We start from the raw sequence: 16,164 nt of genomic DNA on the forward strand, positions 1-16,164 counted from the left end.
GTACTGGGCCGCATGTCCCACTGCTGTTCCCCCGGCCGGTCCCCCGAAGCGGTACCCGCCGCACACGCCGCATCCGCTCTCCCCGCCCCCGGTGGCGGCACGGCACTGCGCGGGCCCACGGTGGCGCTGCCCGGCGGCACCTTCCGTATGGGCAGCGAGGACGCGGACACCAACCCCGGTGACGGCGAGGGCCCGGTCCGCGAGGTGACCGTCGGGCCGTTCGAGATCGATACCCGCGCCGTCACCAACGAACGCTTCGCCGCGTTCGTGGACGCGACCGGCTACCGCACCGACGCCGAACGGTTCGGCTGGTCGTACGTCTTCGCCAGGTTCCTGCCGGGGGAGTTGCGGAAGGTGTCACCGCGTCCTGAGGGCACGCCGTGGTGGTGCGGTGTGCAGGGCGCGCTCTGGTCGGCTCCGGAAGGCCCCGGCAGCGACCTCTCCGACCGCTGGGACCACCCGGTCGTCCACGTCTCCTGGGCCGACGCGCTCGCCTTCTGCCGCTGGGAGGGCTCCCGGCTGCCCACCGAGGCCGAATGGGAGTACGCGGCCCGCGGCGGCCTCGACCAGAAACGCTTCCCCTGGGGAGACGAGCTCACGCCGGACGGCGAACACCGCTGCAACATCTGGCAGGGCCGCTTCCCGTTCCGCAACACCGCCGAGGACGGCTACGAAGGCACCGCCCCCGTCGACGCCTTCCCGCCCAACGGATTCGGCCTGTTCAACACGTCCGGCAACGTCTGGGAGTGGTGCGCCGACTGGTGGGGCACCGACCATGGCGCCGGGCCGCACGTCGACCCCACGGGACCCGACCACGGCCCGGCCCGCGTGATGCGCGGCGGCTCCTACCTGTGCCACGACTCCTACTGCAACCGCTACCGCGTCGCCGCGCGCACCGGCAACACCCCGGACAGCTCGTCGGGCAATACCGGCTTCCGCTGCGTACGCGACCGTACGACGGGCTGACTCAGCCCTTGACGGCCGAGCTGGCGACGCCCTGGACGAACCACCGCTGGAAGAAGACGAAGACGACCAGCACGGGCAGCACCAGAAGCACACCGAAGGCGAGGATCTGGCCCCAGTCCGGAGGCAGTTGGACCTGGAAGACGCTCATCTCCAGCGGCAGCGGCCGTACCGACGGGTCGGAGACCATCAGCACCGGCCACAGGAACGAGCCCCACTGGATGAGGAAGGTCAGGATCGCCACGGAGGCGAAGGCCGGCTTCGACATCGGGACGATGATGGCGAAGAAGGTGCGCCAGGGGCCCGCGCCGTCGATGCGGGCGGCTTCCTCGATACTCGGCGGGATCGTGCGGAAGAACGTGTGGAACTGGTAGACCGAGAAGGCGTTGGCGATGAACGGCAGCGCCAGGATGGGGAGCGTGTTGCGCTGGTCGTTGAACATGTAGAAGAGCGGCACGGCCACCGACTCGAACGGGATCAGCATCAGCAGCAGGATGAGGGTGAAGACGGCGTTCTGCCCGCGCCACTTCAGCCGTGAAAGCCCGTACGCAGCCATGGAGTTGACGAAGAGACCGCCCGTCACGACCACGAAGGCCAGCAGCAGCGAGATGCCCATGAAGCGCCAGAAGTAGCCGGTGCTCTCGGAGTTGAGGCTGTCGAGGACGGCTGTGTAGTTGTCGAACGACAGGTTGGTGGGCAGGAAGCCGGACAGACCGTCGAGAACTTCGTCGGACGGCTTGAGGCTGCCGATGAGCAGGTAGATGGCGGGCAGCGCGAAGACGAACGCCAGGACGGACAGGACGGCGTAGTCGAGGAAGCGGCGCAGGGGAGTGCGGGTGAGGCCCGGGTTCATGCTCATGGTCAGCCCTTGCTAGTCGGTGTTGTCGGGCCGGACGACGCGGCGCTGGATCAGGGTCAGGACGACGACGATCAGGAAGAAGACGACGGTGATCGCGGACGCCTGGCCGATGTTGTTCTGGTCGAAGGCGGTGGTGACCGCCTGGTACATCACGGTGCGGGCCGCGTCCTCGTTGAGGCCGCCGCCTTTGACTAGGACGTAGACCTGGTCGAAGACCCTGAAGGAGAGCACCGAGGTGAGCATGGCGACGAACACGAGGGTGCCGCGGATGCCGGGCAGGGTGACGTGGCGGAACTGCTGCCAGCGGGAGGCGCGGTCGAGCTCGGCGGCCTCGTAGAGCTCACCGGGGATCTGCTGGAGCCCGGCGAGCAGGATGACCATCTGGAAGCCGACGCCCTGCCAGATGGAGAGAATGATGATCGAGACCATCGCCGTGGCGGAGTCTCCGAGCCAGTCGAAGGCGCCCCAGTTCCCGAAACTCACCGCGTCCAGCGCGGAGTTGAGCATCCCCTGGTCGCTGCGGGCCAGGATGAGGCGCCAGATCACGGCGACCAGCGCCATCGGGAAGACGACCGGCATGAAGAACAGGGACCGGAACAGGCCGATCGCCTTGAGCTTGCGGTTGAGCAAAATCGCCAGGGCGAGCGCGAGACCGGTCTGCACGGGTACGACGACCGCGGCGAACGTCAGGTTGTTGAGCAGGGACCTGAGGAACGGGCCGGACAGATCGGGGTCGGTGAACAGCCGCCGGTAGTGCTCGATGCCGAACCAGGTCGGTTCCAGCGGGGAACCGAGACGGACGTTGTAGAAGGAGAGGACGACGGCGTAGCCGAACGGGATCCCGACGAAGGCGATGAGTCCGACGACGGCGGGCGTGGACATGAGCAGTCCGTGCAACCAGTCGCGGTTCCTGCGCACAGAGCGCGCCGGTCGCGCGGGTTCGACGGAGGTCACGGGTAGGGCCTGCTCCCGGGCATGGGGCGCGGCGTGCGCGGGTTCGACGGATTTCACGGGGAGTCCTGTTCCCGGCGGGGCGGGCGCGACGTGCGCGGCCCGCCCCGGCCGATGGGTCCTACGGGATCTCGTAGCCGGCGTTGTCGGAGAAGTCCTGGTCGATGGCCTTGGCGGCCTTGGACAGGGCGTCCTTCGGGTCGGCGCCGCCGTAGACCGAGTTGAGGGCCTCGGCGAACTTCGCGGTGACCGTGGGGTATCCGGCGGTCAGCGGGCGGGTTACGGCGACGCAGGACTTGGTGATGTCGATGTCGCCGCAGGGCTTGGCGAGCTGGTCGGAGAAGAGCTGGAGCGGGCCGCCCTGCTTGTAGAGGTCGCTCGCGGCGAGCGCGGACTTGGTGGCGGGCGGGGCGCCGTTGGCCGTCGTCATCGCGGCGACGTTCTCGTCGTTCAGGAGGTTGTCCAGGAACGTGCCGGCGGCCTTGGCGTTCTTGGAGTCGGCGCCGATGCCCCAGGCCCAGGAGCCCTGGCCGGTCTTGGGGCCGTTGCCGAAGTCGGGCAGCGGCAGGACGACGAGGTCGTCACCGAGGGCCTCGCTGAAAGCGGGGTACATCCAGTGGCCGACCCAGCTGAGCGGGACGCGGCCCTTGGCGAAGGCGTTGCCGTCGGTGTTGGGGTCGACATCGGACTTCCAGGACTGGAGGGTCTTCAGGGCCGAAACGGTTTCCGGCGAGTCGAGGGCGCCTTCCGCCTTGCCGTCCTTGAGGAGCGAACCGCCGGCCGACCAGACGACGGGGGAGAAGCCGTAGGTGCCCCACTCGGTGGTGAGCCCGTTGTTCTCCTGGATGTCGAGGACCTTGCCGTCGGAGTCCTTGGCCTTCAGGGCCTTGAGCGCGGCGGTGAACTCGTCCGCCGTCCAGGCGTCGTCCACGCTCGTCGGATACTTCACGCCGGCCGCGTCGAGCAGCTTCTTGTTGCCGTAGATGCCCAGGCCCGAGTCGTACTGGCCCAGGCCGTAGTGCTTGCCGTCGATCTCGCCCTGCGCCTTGATGGCGTCGGTGGCGTTGCCCAGGGTCTTGGCGGAGACGTAGTCGTCGATCGGGGCGAGCTTCTGGTTGAAGACGAAGTTCGCCATGGTCGGGCCGTCGAACTCCATCACGTCCGGCAGCTCCGAGGCGTTGGTCGTCGTGATGGTCTTGGTGTAGTCGTTGCCGGGGATCAGCTTCAGCTCGACCTTGATGTCGCTCTGTGAGGAGTTGAAGGACTTCACCGCGTTCTGTATGGCGGTGTCCTCGCTCTTCTGGCCCTGGTGGGCCCAGACGCTGATGGTGCCCTTGCCGCTGCCCGCCTCCGCGGAGGTGTCGGTGCTGCCGCCCCCGCCGCAGGCGGCCAGCGCCGCCAGGGGCAGGACGAGGGCCAGGCCCGTACTGGCTGTGCGGCGGACATTTCTGCTGCTCGAACTCATGGGCTGTGCCTCCGTGCTGTGGCGAGGGTTTGCAGTGCTGACGTGCTGACGTGCTGACGTGCTGTCTGGGCGTGGGGGTGGGGGTTCACGGGTCTCAAGGGGAACGGGTTACTGCGGTCCGCGTGCTCGGGGCGGGGCGGTCGTCTCGCGCAGGACGAGGCGGATGGGCATCTGCACCTGCGCCGCGGGTGGTTCGGCGCCGGGTTCCTCCAGCTGACGCAGCAACAGCCGGGCGGCCTCGGCGCCCTGGTCGGCGACCGGCTGGGCGACGGTGGTCAGGCCGACCACATCGGCGAGTTCGTGGTCGTCGAAGCCGACGACCGACACGTCCTCCGGGACCCTGAGCCGGTGGCGGCGCAGGGCGCGCAGCGCACCCATCGCCATCTCGTCGGACTGCGCGTACACGGCGGTCGGCGGGCGGGCGACGGCCAGCAGTTCGGTCATGGCCCGCTCACCGCCCTCGACGGTGTAGTCGCCGTCCGCCTCCAGCGCCGGATCGTGCTCGATTCCGGCGCCGGCCAGGACGTCCAGGTAGGCGTTGCGCCGCTCGATGGGGGTCGTCCAGTGCAGCGGCCCGCTGGCTCCGCTGATCATGCCGATGCGGCGGTGGCCGAGGTTCACCAGATGCCGTACGGCGCTCTCCGTGCCGGCCCGGTCGTCGATGCCGACGACGGTGAAGCCGGGCCGGGCGCCGCCGACCGTGGTGGCCAGCGGCACCCCCAGCGAGCGCAGCGCGGCCGACTCCTCCTCGTCCGGGATGAGCAGTGAGAGCACCGCGTCCACCCGCTTGCGCACCGGCAGCCTGGTGAAGAAGCGTTTGCGTATCTCCGGCGAGCCCAGGTTGTACAGCAGCACGTCGTACCCGGCGGCGCTGAACACGCGCTCGGCCGCGTCCAGCACGGTGCCGAAGAACCAGCGGCCCACGTACGGCACCAGGACGCCGATGGTGTAGGTGCGGCCGCTGGCCAGACTGGCGGCGGAGCGGGACGCGGTGTAGCCGAGCTGGGCGGCGACGGCCGTGATCCGGTCCCGTACCTCGTCGGAGACGCCGGTCCGGCCGCGCAGGGCGCGGGACACGGTGGACGCCGAGACGCCGGCGGCGCGGGCGACGTCGTTGATGCTGGCCGTCACGGCGCAGTTCCTCCCGTTGATTTCACGTCGGTGTGATGTGGGGGTGACGAGACCGTAAGCCCGGCCTCCTTGTTGCGCAAGCGTTTGCGTTCAGATTTACTTGGGCCGATTCCAAAGTGAGTCCGTTTTGAACTGATGGTCAGCGCACGCGTTTGGGCGCTGTGAGCCGACAGGAACTCCGTATGCGATACGCCCCGCCAGGCCTCTGCCTGAACGACTTCGCCCTGCTCCGGGACGAGGACGGCACCTACACGGTGCTGCACCTTCAGGGGCCCTGGACGGCCGAGTTCGATCACATGCGGATGGAGACCTCGTACGGCCGGGCGACCTCCACCGACCTCGTTCACTGGCAGCCGCAGGGACCCGCCTTCGGCAACGGGCTGCCGGGCCGCTTCGACTCCCAGGCGGTGTGGACGATGCATCCGTTCCGGTACGGCGAGGGAATGGCGATGTTCTACACGGGGGTGAGCGGCCTGCTGCCCGGCGGTACGCCGCTCCAGGCCGTCGGACTCGCGTACTCCGACCGCACCGACGGCACGGGCTGGCGCCGCCATGGCACCGGGCCGGTCGTCGAGGCCGACCCGCGCTGGTATCGCACAGGCGAAGGGATGGGCTGGCGCGACCCCTTCGTCGTACGGGACGACGAGGGCGGCGGCTGGGTCATGGCGGTCTGCGCGAGCGACGCCTCCCTCCCGGTGGAGGCCGGCGGCTGCGTAGCCCTGGCCACCTCCGACGACCTGGAGCACTGGACCGTCCACCCGCCGCTCCTCGCACCGGGCGACATCGACGAGTTCGAGTGCCCCGTCCTGGAACGCCTCGACGACGGCAGCTGGCTGCTGCTCGGTTCCATCGGGCAGACCCGCCGCATCGAGGCGTGGACGGCCCCCCGCCTGCGCGGCCCGTGGACCCGCCGCGGCCCACTGGGCCCGACCGGCGCCTACGCCCCCAGGGTGATCCCCGCCCCGGACGGCTCCCGCGTCGTCCTGCACACGACACCCCGCCAGGTCGGCCTCAGCGACGCCGGGGACCGCTGCCGCGGCATGCTCGCCCAGCCCAAGTCTCTTGTGGTGCAAGGCGATTCCGCGCCCCGCCTGGAATGGTGGCCCGGCCTGAACGCCTGGCTCGGCGAGGAGACCGACCACCCCGCCCTGCACGCGGTCGGCGACATCGGCATATCCGGGCCCGTCGACATCACCCTGCGCACCGACACCCCGGACGGCGACCGTTCCGCCCTCGCCGTGGGCTGCGACGGCAAAAACCTTTGGGTCACCGGCCCCGGCGGGACCCGGCTCGGCGAGACCGTCCTGACCGAACCCGCCGCCGTCCTGCGCATCCTCACCATCGGCGAGTACGTCGAGGTCTACGCCGACGGCGTCTTCGCCCTGACCACCTTGTGCTACTCCGGCCACCCCGCCCGTTGGACGGCCGTCACCGAAGGGCACAGCCACACCATTCCCGTCCGCCCCGTACGGCTGCCCGAGCCCCACCGCGACGACGCCTCGGCCATCTGGCCCGGTGCCGTACCCCGGTGACAGCGAGACTCCGCGCCTGCTGACCGGCATCCCGCACGACCCCCGGAAAGGCCCAGCCATGAACGTCACCGCCGACGGTCTCCGATTCCCCGACGGATTCCTGTGGGGCGCCTCCACCGCCGCCCACCAGATCGAGGGCAACAACGTCAACAGCGACTGGTGGCAGATGGAACACAGCGGCGGCTCCATCGCCGAGCCCAGCCTCGACGCCGCCGACAGCTACCACCGGTGGCGCGAGGACATGGACCTGCTCGCCCAACTCGGCTTCACCGACTACCGGTTCAGCATCGAATGGGCCCGCATCGAACCCGCTCCGGGACACTTCTCCCGGGCCGAGATCGCCCACTACCGACGCATGGTCGACGGGGCCGTCGAACGCGGCCTGCGGCCCATGGTCACCCTGCACCACTTCACCGTCCCGCGCTGGTTCGCCGAGCGCGGCGGCTGGACCGCCGACGGGGCGGTGGACCTGTTCGAGCGGTACGTGCGGGCGACCGCGCCCATCATCGGCACCGGCGTGCGGCACGTGTGCACCATCAACGAGCCCAACATGATCGCGGTCGCCGGCGCCATCCGCGAACTGGGCACCGAAGCACTCCCCACGGCGGGACTTCCGCTGCCCGACAAGGCCACCACCGACGCCCTGATCCAGGCACACCACCGGGCCACGGCCGCCGTCAAGGCGATCTCCGCCGACATCCGGGCCGGCTGGTCCATCGCCAACCAGGTCTACCAGGCCCAGCCCGGGGCCGAGGCCGTCACCGCGGCCTACAGCCATCCCCGCGAAGACGTCTTCATCGAAGCCGCCCGCGACGACGACTGGATCGGCGTCCAGTCCTACACCCGCACCAGGATCACCACCGACGGCCCCATCCCGGCGCCCGACGACGCCGAACGCACCCTCACCGGCTGGGAGTACTACCCACAAGCCATCGGACATGCCCTGCGCCACACCGCCGAGATCGTCGGCGACGTCCCCCTGATCGTCACCGAGAACGGCATCGCCACCGACGACGACACCCGCCGCATCGCCTACACCACCGGAGCACTCCAGGAAGTCTCCGCCGCCCTGGAGGACGGCCTCGACGTACGCGGCTACCTCCACTGGAGCGCCCTAGACAACTACGAATGGGGCTCCTACAAGCCCACCTTCGGCCTCATCTCCGTCGACCCCGACACCTTCGAACGCACCCCCAAGCCCTCGGCGGCCTGGCTCGGCGGACTCGCCCGCACCGGAATGCTGCCGCGCGCCGGTCGCTGAGCGGTCTCGCCACCCCAAAAGCGCTGAAACCCGTCCCCCGGCGGACCCAAGTGGCAGTGAAAGTTTCGAATAGTGGGCCCGGACCGACGGAGACATTGACCGTATGGCAACCGGTTCCTACATTAACGACTTCGTGTGGCTGCTGATCGTCTTCCTTCTGTGAGGGCCGACCTCCCGGTCAAAGGCCGATCCCCACCTCCGTAAGCCACCTGAGTCAGGGCTGAGTCATCTGTGAAAGGACCTGCATGACCGCGGGCCACCTCCGCAACCCCGTGCTGCCCGGATTCCACCCGGACCCGAGCATCGTGCGCGTGGGCGCGGACTACTTCATCGCCACCTCGACCTTCGAGTGGTACCCGGGCGTGCCCGTGCACCGCTCGAAGGATCTCGTCCACTGGGAGCCGGCCGGTCACATACTGGACCGGCCCGATCTGCTCGACCTGCGCGGAGTCCCCGACTCGGCCGGCGTCTGGGCGCCCTCACTGTCGTACCGCGACGGGCAGTTCTGGCTGGTCTACACGATCGTCCGCACGATCGGTCAGCCCTACAAGGACCTCGACAACTACCTGATCACGGCCCCTTCGATCGAGGGCCCGTGGTCGGAGCCGGTCTTCCTGAACTCCTCCGGCTTCGACCCGTCGTTCTTCCACGACGAGGACGGCCGCAGCTGGCTGCTGAACATCCAGTGGGACCCGCGCGAGGGGCACCCGTCCTTCGCCGGGATCCTGCTCCAGGAGTACGACGCCGCCAAGCGGGCCCTGATCGGACAGCCCCGCACGATCCTCCAGCACGACGAGCTGATCGAGGGTCCCAACGTCTACTTCCGCGACGGCTGGTACTACCTGATGCTCGCTGAGGGCGGCACCGGCTGGAACCACGGCATCCTCATGGCCCGCTCGCGCGAGCTGACAGGACCGTACGAACTCGACCCGCTCGGCTCGCTGCTGACCACCCGGGACACCCCGGACTGGCCGCTGCAGAAGGCCGGTCACGGTGAGCTGGTCGAGACGCCGGAGGGGGAGTGGTTCCTCGCGCACCTGGCCTCCCGCCCCGTACGGACGCCCGAAGGGCCGCGCTGCGTTCTCGGCCGGGAGACCTGCCTGCAGCGCGTGACCTGGACGGACGACGGCTGGCTGCGGCTGGCCGACGGCGGACGGCGGCCGAGTCTGGAGGTTCTGGCACCCACGGGGGTGGAGCCGGGACAGCCGGGCCCGGCCGCCGGGCCTCCCGCCCGTGACGACTTCAACTCGCCTTCCCTGGACGGGCACTGGAGTACGCTGCGGGCCCCCGCGACCTCCGAGTGGCTGACGCTCGGCGAGCGCCCCGGACATCTGCGGCTGCGCGGCCGGCAGAGTCCGCACTCGCTCTTCGACCAGAGCCTTCTCGCGCGGCGGCTCACCTCGGTGCGGTGCGAGGTGACGACGGTCGTCGACTTCCGCCCTTCCCACTTCAGCCAGCGCGCGGGCCTCATCTGCTGGTACGACACGTCCACGCACTACTACCTGCGCCTCACCCATACCGAAGGCAGGGGACGGGTCCTGGGCGTGGTCCTCTCCGACGACGGGGCGTACCGGGAACTCCCGGAGTCCGAACTCGGCGTCGACGACTGGCCGTTGGTGCATCTCCGGGCCCGCTTCGACAGTGCGGAACTGCGTTTCTTCGCGTCGCCCGACGGGACGGACTGGCAGGCCGTGGGCCCGGCCCTGGACGCGAGCAAGCTCTCCGACGACTACGGCAACCGGTTGCGGTTCACCGGCGCGTTCGTCGGAATCAGCGCACAGGACCTGGGCGGAACGCGCGCTCCGGCCGACTTCGACTGGTTCGAGGTGCGGGATCTGGACGACGGGGACGGCGGGCAGGAGTAAGGGTTCGCCGCCAGTAGTGCCTGGCGGACGCCTCGGCGGTCAGCGACGAAGTTACGTCGCTGACCGCCGAGTTGCGTTCCCGAGGACTTGGTTACTTGAGGGCGCCCAGGGTGACGCCGCTCCGCCAGTAGCGGCGCATCGCGACCATCATGATGGCCATCGGGATGATGGACAGCAGCGCACCGGTCAGGACGAGGCTGGTCACGTCGATGCCCGACTCCAGGCGCTTGCCCGACCAGTTGTACAGACCCAGGTTGAGCGTCCAGTTCTCCTCGCCGCGCAACACGGTCAGCGGGAGGAAGAAGGCGTTCCAGGTGTTCACGAAGGCGAGCAGGAACACCGTGGCGCCGCCCGTGGTCATCATCCGCAGCACAATGCTGAAGAAGATCCGCAGCTCACCGGCGCCGTCGATGCGGGCCGCCTCAAGCAGTTCGAACGGGATCGTGGCCTCGGTGTAGACCTTGGCCAGGTACACGCTGAACGGGTTGATCAGGCAGGGGATCAGCATCGCCCAGGGGGTGTCGACCAGGCCGATCTCCGAGAACATCAGGTACAGCGGCAGGGTGAGCAGCGCGATCGGGATGAGGAAGGAGCCCACCACGGCCGCGAACACCACGCCCCGCCCGGGGAAGTCGAAGCGGGCCAGGCCGTAGCCCGTCAGGAGGGCGATGAGGGTGCCGCCGAGGGAGCCGACCCCGGCGTACAGGAACGAGTTGGCGGTCCAGCGCAGGAAGATGCCGTCCTCGTACGTGAACACCTGGTGCAGGTTGTCCCACAGGTGGAAGCCGGAGAACCACAGCCCGTTGCTCTGGTACAGCCCCACGCGGTCCTTGGTCGCGGCGATGATCAGCCAGTACACCGGGAACAGGCTGTAGGCGCTGGCCAGGATCAGCCCGAGGAGAAGGAACCGCTGCCCGCCCCGTGAACGGGCAGCGGGGTCGGGGCGGGTGCGCCGGCGTACGGTGCGCCCCGTGGGTGGCACGGTCCCGGTTTCCGTGCCGTTTTCCTTACGGTTTTCCGTCAGTGCCATCAGTCCGCCTCCCTCGAGGTCAGCCGGTAGAAGAGGAAGGACGCGACGCCGAGGAACAGGGCGAGCAGCACCGACAGGGCCGCGGCGTAGTTGTAGTTGCCGGCGTTGAACGCCTGGTTGTAGATGATCATGATCGGGGCGAAGTCGTCGCTGACCGTCTGCGGGGTCACGTTCCGGAACAGCGCGGGCTCGTTGAAGATCTGCAGCATCTGGATGATCGACAGCAGAGCGGTCAGAACGAGCGCGCCGCGCACGTACGGGATCTTGATGCTCCGCGCGATCCGCAGCTCCGAGGCGCCGTCAAGGCGCGCGGCCTCGAAGAGCTCGCGGGGCACGCCCTGGAGCGCCGCGTAGATGATCACCATGTTGTAGCCGATGCCGTGCCAGGTCAGCAGGTTGCCGATGGCCGGCCACACCATCGAGGGCGCGAAGAAGTTCCAGTCGAAGCCGAACAGCTCGCCCAGCGGTGTCAGCGGGCCCACCTCGGGGCTGTACAGGTTGACCCACACGATGGCCGCGACCACGCCGGGGATCATGTACGGAACCAGCAGCAGGATCCGGAACCGGCCGGCCACCTTCGAGGTGACCGCGTCCAGGAGGAGCGCCAGCACCAGGCTGATCAGCAGCATGAACGGGATCTGGACGCTGGCGAACAGCACCACCCTGAGGATGGAGCTCATGAACGCCGAGTCGGTCAGGCCGTTCTGGTAGTTCTCCAGCCCGACGAACTCCCTGGTCGCGCCGCCGAGACCGAGCCCGGACTGCTTCTGCAGATACAGCGACTGGTAGACCGCGTAGCCGATCGGAAGCAGGTAGAGGAAGACGAAGCCGAGCTGGAAGGGCACCGTGAAGGCGGCACCCTTCCAGCGCTGCGAGCGAATCATGAAGTGTGCCTCAGCCCTTGACGCTGATGCCGCGCTGCTTCAGGTCGTTGACCGTCCACTCCTGCATGTGCGCGAGCAGGTCGGTGACCTTCTGCTTCTTGCTGACGACCGCGGCCCACTCGTCCTGCATCTCCGTGAACATCGCGGTCCAGTTCGGGCCGAAGGTCCAGTCGTCGGTGACGGTGCCCAGGCTGTCCGTGACGATCTTCTTGGCCGGCTCGTAGTTCTTGCCGAGCAGCTTTTCGGAGATCGCCTCGGAGACGTACGCGTCACTGTCGGCCAGCGCCGGCATCACACCGCTGCCGGTCTCCGGGCTCGCCATGGTCTTGACCGCACCGGTGTCGGTGGACATCCACAGCGCCGCCTCGGCGGCCTGCTCCTTGTTCTTGCACTGCTCGGACACCAGGGTCAGGTTGCCGCTCTGGTTGGTGCCGGCCGGCGTCTTGGGGGCCTCGCCCTTGAAGGTCGGCCACGGGGAGAGCGCCCAGTCGCCGAAGGACTTGGTGAAGTTCTGCACCATGCCGGACATCTGCCAGGTGGAGATCTGCCGGGTCGCGGTGCCGCCGTTGTCGTAGTTGCGCTGGACGGCCGCGTAGTCGGCGAACGAGAGCTTGGAGTTCAGGTCGTTGTCGATGATCTGCTGGATCACGTCGGCGGCCTTCAGGGTGCCCTCGTCCTGGAAGTTCACCACCCAGGAGTCGCCCTCGACGGAGTACCAGTGCGCCCCGGCCTGCATGGCGAGCACCTCCAGGGTGCTCGGGTCCTCACCGGCGTAGTTGGTGATCTTGACGTCGTGCTTCTTCAGCTCCTTGCCCGCAGCGATGAAGTCGTCCCAGGTGGCGGGTGCCTTCAGGCCGTACTTCTCGAAGAGGTCGGTGCGGTAGATGGTGAAGGCGGGCGCCGAGGCGGTGGGGACGCCGTAGACCTTCCCCTGGACCTGGCCGGTGGCCCACGAGCCGGGGTTGAACTTGTCCTTGTCGGCCTCGACGTACTTCGTGATGTCGGCGAGCGCGCCCTGGGAGACCCAGCTCGTCACGTACTCGCCGGTGTTCTGCATCAGGCAGGGAGCGTTGCCGGCCTTGACGGCGTTGGTCAGCTGCTTCTGCATGGTCAGCTGGTCGGTGACCTTCGTGTACTTCAGCTGGACGTCCTTGTGGGAGGCGTTGAACGCCTTCACGACGGCCTCCTGGCCGTTGGCCCAGCCCCAGAAGTCGAGGGTGACCGGGCCGGAGGACTTGGCGGGCTCGTCGTCTCCGGAGCCGCCGCAGGCGGCGAGCAGACCTGTCAGGGCGAGGCCCGCGACAGCGGCGCGAGCGAACCTTCTCCGGGGGTTGGTGAAGTTCATCGTACGGTCATCCTTCGAGGCGTAGACGATCGCGGGAGAGAGGGGTGGCTCGGTGGGGCGACGGCGAGCGGAGAAGACGCCGGCTCGTGTCTCGGAAACCCTCTGCGGAAGCTATAGAAAACGGTTGCTGTGAAACGTAGGTCGCCCGCTCTGTTTCACGCAAGAGTCCGACGGCAAATTGTTAAGTTCGGTTGTCGCTGACGTTGCGCGTCATCGCTGTCGCACCCCACCCGCCCACCGCAGTAAATGTGCAGGTCAGCGGTGCGGAAGTCGATACGCGTGGCACTCTCGGAACGCTTCCCGGAGCCATCGACCAGCCTTGAAGCCGTTTACGTAACAGCAATCATCCGAGCTGCTACGACCGCAGGGCTGGGGGCATCTCCCCAGGCCCTTAAGACACTGCGGGAGGCTGGACGGACTGCCGTACGACGACGTGCGTGCCCAGCACCACATGGTCGCCGTCACTGCCCTTGCGGCGGCCCGCGCCGCTCTCGCGCCGACTGGCCACCGCGCGCAGCGCGACCCGGCCCATCTCCTCGTACGGCACATGAACGGTGGTCAGTTGGGGAGTGAGCTGGGAGGCCAGCGGGATGTCGTCGTAGCCGACGACCGAAACGTCCTCGGGCACCCTGAGTCCGGCCGCACGCAGGGCCTGCATGGCACCCGCGGCCACCACGTCCGTACCCGCGAGCACCGCCGTGAAGTCCAGCCCCCGCCGCAGGCTTTCCTCGACGGCGTCGTACCCGTGCTCGTAGTCGTAGGGGCCGTGGAGCACCATGTCCGGATCGAAGGGCACGCCGTACGCCTCGAAGGCCCGCCGGGCGGCCTTCAACCGGTCCTGGGCGGTGGTGAGTTCGGCCTGGCCCGGCAGCACCAGGACACGGCGGTGACCGGCGGACAGGAGGTGGCTGGCCATGGCGTAGGCGCCGCCCTCGTTGTCGTAGTCCACCGTCGTCGCCGGTACGTCGCCCTCCAGGGGAGGCCTGCCCACCAGTACGAGGTGAGAGCCGGCCGCGTCCAGTGAGCGGGCGAACCGGGCCATTCTCAGCTGGTACTCGTCGACGTCGTACGCTCCGCCGAGCAGGATCACCGCGGCGACGCCCTGCTGGCGCATGAGGTTGACCAGCGCGAGTTCCCGTTCCGGATCGTCTCCGGTCGTACCGACCAGCGAGAGCCAGCCGCGCAACGAGGCCGCGCCCTCGACTCCCTTGGCCACATGGGTGAAGGCGGCACCGGTGATGTTGTTGATGAGGATGGCCACCGTCGGCGTGCCGCCACCGGCGAGTGAGCGGGCGTGGGCGTTGGTGACGTAGTCCAGGTCCTGAACGACCTTCATCACCCGGCGGCGCAGTTCTTCCGACACCGGATAGTTGCCGGACAGGACGCGCGAAACGCTGGCGACCGAGACGCCCGCCCGTGCCGCCACGTCCCGGATGGTGGCCCGTCCGGAGTCACTCGACGCCGTGCGCTGACTCACCGTAGCGGCTCCTTCGTCTCAGTCGTCCCAGTGACTCCCACCGGCCGTGCAGGGCCCCTGCCCCGGGCCGGTGCTGGAACCGTATCCCATTGTTTCTCCGCGGTGGCCGCACATGCTCGGGGCGGGATTCAGGCGACACGGGTCAGATCCGCGTGACGCACCTCGTGGGCCGGTGGCAGGCCCGCGGAAAGGCGTTCCAGCTCGTCGACGACGATGCGGCCGAGGCGTGCCAGCTCATTGCCGAGCGAGCCGGCGATGTGCGGCGTGAGGAAGACGTTGGGGAGCTTGTACAGCGGGGATCCGGCGGGCAGCGGTTCGGGTTCGGTGACGTCCAGTACCGCGTTCAGCCGGCCGCCGACCAGCTCGTCGGCCAGCGCGTCGGGGTCCACCAGGGCTCCGCGGGAGGTGTTGATCAGTACTCCGCCGTCCCTGATGAGGGCGAGCTTGTCGCGGTCGAGCATGCGGTGGGTCTCGGGGATGTCGGGGGCGTGCAGGCTGACGATGTCGCTGCGGCGCAACAGGTCGTCGAGCGACAGCAGTTCGACGCTGAGCGCAGCGGCTTCGTCGGCGTCCACGTAGGGGTCGTACAACGCGACGGAGAGGTCGAAGGGCCGCAGCAGTTCCAGTAGTCGGCGGCCCACGCGTGAGGCGCCGATGATGCCCACCCGGCGGCCGAGATTGCCCGTGTCCGCGGTCTCGGCGGTGGACGGGTAGGCGTGGGTGTCACGGAAGCGCTCGCGGTGCGCGAAGGTGTCCTTCCCGGCGAGCAGGATCATGGCGAGCGTGTACTCCGCGACCGGCAGCGCGTTACCGGTCACGGCGCTGGAGACGGTGAGTCCGCCTTCCCACACGGCCTCGCCGACCAGCGAGCGGACCGAGCCCGCGGCGTGCAGGACGGCGCGCAGGCGGGGTGCCGCGGCGAGGACGTCCGCATCGAGGTGGGGGCAGCCCCAGCCGGTGATGAGCACCTCGGTCCGAGCCAGCGCCGAGGCGGCGCCGGGTTCGGTGAAGTCCTGTACGACGAGCGTGGTGTCGATCTCGGCGACCTCCTGGAGCCGTGCCATGAGCGGCGGAGGGAAGAGCAGGGGGAGGTGCACCGGATCCATGGCGAACACGGCCCTCGGCAGCTGGGCGCTGGTCATGACTCTCCTGAGGCGCTGGGAAACGTTTTCTGAAAGCGTGTTCTACGGTATGTCTGGCGTGGAGGGCGGTCAATCAGGATGACGATCGCCGAGTGGGAACTCTCTCGATGCTCCCGGGTATGTACGCCAATGCGGCGGCAGGTGGTGAACAGCGGGTTCGGCGCCTCCTGCCCTACCAGAGGGGGGAGTTCGCCGGTCGGTGTCGATGGTGACGCGACTCTACATCGCGTCGTAATCGGTTACCCAAAGTGTTTCGGAG

At 68.7% G+C, this 16,164-nt stretch carries 13 protein-coding genes; 4 read left to right on the top strand and 9 right to left on the bottom strand.

The window, feature by feature from the left end:
- The first annotated feature begins 12 nt into the window (after positions 1 to 12).
- On the top strand, positions 13 to 966 hold the full coding sequence (locus G5C60_RS22500) for a formylglycine-generating enzyme family protein (protein WP_165262112.1): 954 nt from the start codon (positions 13 to 15) through the stop codon (positions 964 to 966).
- A 1-nt stretch (position 967) separates the two neighbouring features.
- Here G5C60_RS22500 and G5C60_RS22505 read toward each other — a convergent pair whose 3' ends face one another.
- From G5C60_RS22505 to G5C60_RS22520, 4 genes are all read right to left on the bottom strand, one after another.
- A complete protein-coding gene (locus G5C60_RS22505) occupies positions 968 to 1,822 on the bottom strand; it encodes a carbohydrate ABC transporter permease (RefSeq protein WP_165262114.1) in 855 nt (284 codons plus the stop codon).
- A gap of 12 nt (positions 1,823 to 1,834) precedes the next feature.
- Entirely contained in the window at positions 1,835 to 2,704 is an 870-nt protein-coding gene (locus G5C60_RS22510) for a carbohydrate ABC transporter permease (RefSeq protein WP_241266977.1), read from the bottom strand.
- A gap of 190 nt (positions 2,705 to 2,894) precedes the next feature.
- Positions 2,895 to 4,238, bottom strand: a complete 1,344-nt coding sequence (locus G5C60_RS22515; RefSeq protein ID WP_165262118.1) for an ABC transporter substrate-binding protein — start codon at positions 4,236 to 4,238, stop codon at positions 2,895 to 2,897.
- Positions 4,239 to 4,346: 108 nt separating this feature from the next.
- On the bottom strand, positions 4,347 to 5,369 hold the full coding sequence (locus tag G5C60_RS22520; protein WP_165262120.1) for a substrate-binding domain-containing protein: 1,023 nt from the start codon (positions 5,367 to 5,369) through the stop codon (positions 4,347 to 4,349).
- 182 nt (positions 5,370 to 5,551) lie between these two features.
- On the opposite strand from G5C60_RS22520, the gene G5C60_RS22525 reads away from it, so the two are divergent.
- The 3 genes from G5C60_RS22525 (at position 5,552) to G5C60_RS22535 (ending at position 10,027) form a co-directional block, all read left to right on the top strand.
- Positions 5,552 to 6,901: a glycoside hydrolase family protein gene (locus G5C60_RS22525; RefSeq protein ID WP_165262122.1), complete on the top strand. Its 1,350-nt coding sequence runs from the start codon at positions 5,552 to 5,554 to the stop codon at positions 6,899 to 6,901.
- 58 nt (positions 6,902 to 6,959) lie between these two features.
- Positions 6,960 to 8,162: a glycoside hydrolase family 1 protein gene (locus tag G5C60_RS22530; RefSeq protein WP_165262124.1), complete on the top strand. Its 1,203-nt coding sequence runs from the start codon at positions 6,960 to 6,962 to the stop codon at positions 8,160 to 8,162.
- 245 nt (positions 8,163 to 8,407) lie between these two features.
- Entirely contained in the window at positions 8,408 to 10,027 is a 1,620-nt protein-coding gene (locus tag G5C60_RS22535) for a glycoside hydrolase family 43 protein (RefSeq protein ID WP_165262126.1), read from the top strand.
- A 91-nt stretch (positions 10,028 to 10,118) separates the two neighbouring features.
- Here the strand turns inward: G5C60_RS22535 and G5C60_RS22540 are convergent, their stop codons facing one another.
- From G5C60_RS22540 to G5C60_RS22560, 5 genes are all read right to left on the bottom strand, one after another.
- The gene (locus tag G5C60_RS22540) at positions 10,119 to 11,057 is read right to left on the bottom strand and encodes a carbohydrate ABC transporter permease (RefSeq protein ID WP_206439854.1); all 939 of its coding nucleotides are present in this window, start codon (positions 11,055 to 11,057) and stop codon (positions 10,119 to 10,121) included.
- On the bottom strand, positions 11,057 to 11,941 hold the full coding sequence (locus G5C60_RS22545; protein ID WP_165262128.1) for a carbohydrate ABC transporter permease: 885 nt from the start codon (positions 11,939 to 11,941) through the stop codon (positions 11,057 to 11,059). Before G5C60_RS22545 ends, G5C60_RS22540 begins: the two co-directional genes overlap by 1 nt.
- A gap of 10 nt (positions 11,942 to 11,951) precedes the next feature.
- A complete protein-coding gene (locus G5C60_RS22550) occupies positions 11,952 to 13,286 on the bottom strand; it encodes an ABC transporter substrate-binding protein (protein ID WP_165262130.1) in 1,335 nt (444 codons plus the stop codon).
- Positions 13,287 to 13,677: 391 nt separating this feature from the next.
- On the bottom strand, positions 13,678 to 14,763 hold the full coding sequence (locus G5C60_RS22555) for a substrate-binding domain-containing protein (protein ID WP_165262132.1): 1,086 nt from the start codon (positions 14,761 to 14,763) through the stop codon (positions 13,678 to 13,680).
- A 128-nt stretch (positions 14,764 to 14,891) separates the two neighbouring features.
- Positions 14,892 to 15,905, bottom strand: coding sequence for a hydroxyacid dehydrogenase (locus G5C60_RS22560; RefSeq protein ID WP_206439855.1), 1,014 nt, complete (start codon positions 15,903 to 15,905; stop codon positions 14,892 to 14,894).
- Positions 15,906 to 16,164: the final 259 nt, after the last annotated feature.

Source organism: Streptomyces scabichelini, from assembly GCF_011045015.1.
Lineage (GTDB): Bacteria > Actinomycetota > Actinomycetes > Streptomycetales > Streptomycetaceae > Streptomyces > Streptomyces scabichelini.

Excerpts from the sequence above, each read along its gene's own strand:
- G5C60_RS22500 (WP_165262112.1), top strand. The coding sequence starts at position 13 with ATGTCCCACTGCTGTTCCCCCGGCCGGTCCCCCGAAGCGGTACCCGCC.
- G5C60_RS22505 (WP_165262114.1), bottom strand. The coding sequence starts at position 1,822 with ATGAGCATGAACCCGGGCCTCACCCGCACTCCCCTGCGCCGCTTCCTC.
- G5C60_RS22510 (WP_241266977.1), bottom strand. The coding sequence starts at position 2,704 with ATGTCCACGCCCGCCGTCGTCGGACTCATCGCCTTCGTCGGGATCCCG.
- G5C60_RS22515 (WP_165262118.1), bottom strand. The coding sequence starts at position 4,238 with ATGAGTTCGAGCAGCAGAAATGTCCGCCGCACAGCCAGTACGGGCCTG.
- G5C60_RS22525 (WP_165262122.1), top strand. The coding sequence starts at position 5,552 with ATGCGATACGCCCCGCCAGGCCTCTGCCTGAACGACTTCGCCCTGCTC.
- G5C60_RS22530 (WP_165262124.1), top strand. The coding sequence starts at position 6,960 with ATGAACGTCACCGCCGACGGTCTCCGATTCCCCGACGGATTCCTGTGG.
- G5C60_RS22535 (WP_165262126.1), top strand. The coding sequence starts at position 8,408 with ATGACCGCGGGCCACCTCCGCAACCCCGTGCTGCCCGGATTCCACCCG.
- G5C60_RS22540 (WP_206439854.1), bottom strand. The coding sequence starts at position 11,057 with ATGGCACTGACGGAAAACCGTAAGGAAAACGGCACGGAAACCGGGACC.
- G5C60_RS22545 (WP_165262128.1), bottom strand. The coding sequence starts at position 11,941 with ATGATTCGCTCGCAGCGCTGGAAGGGTGCCGCCTTCACGGTGCCCTTC.
- G5C60_RS22550 (WP_165262130.1), bottom strand. The coding sequence starts at position 13,286 with ATGAACTTCACCAACCCCCGGAGAAGGTTCGCTCGCGCCGCTGTCGCG.
- G5C60_RS22560 (WP_206439855.1), bottom strand. The coding sequence starts at position 15,905 with ATGACCAGCGCCCAGCTGCCGAGGGCCGTGTTCGCCATGGATCCGGTG.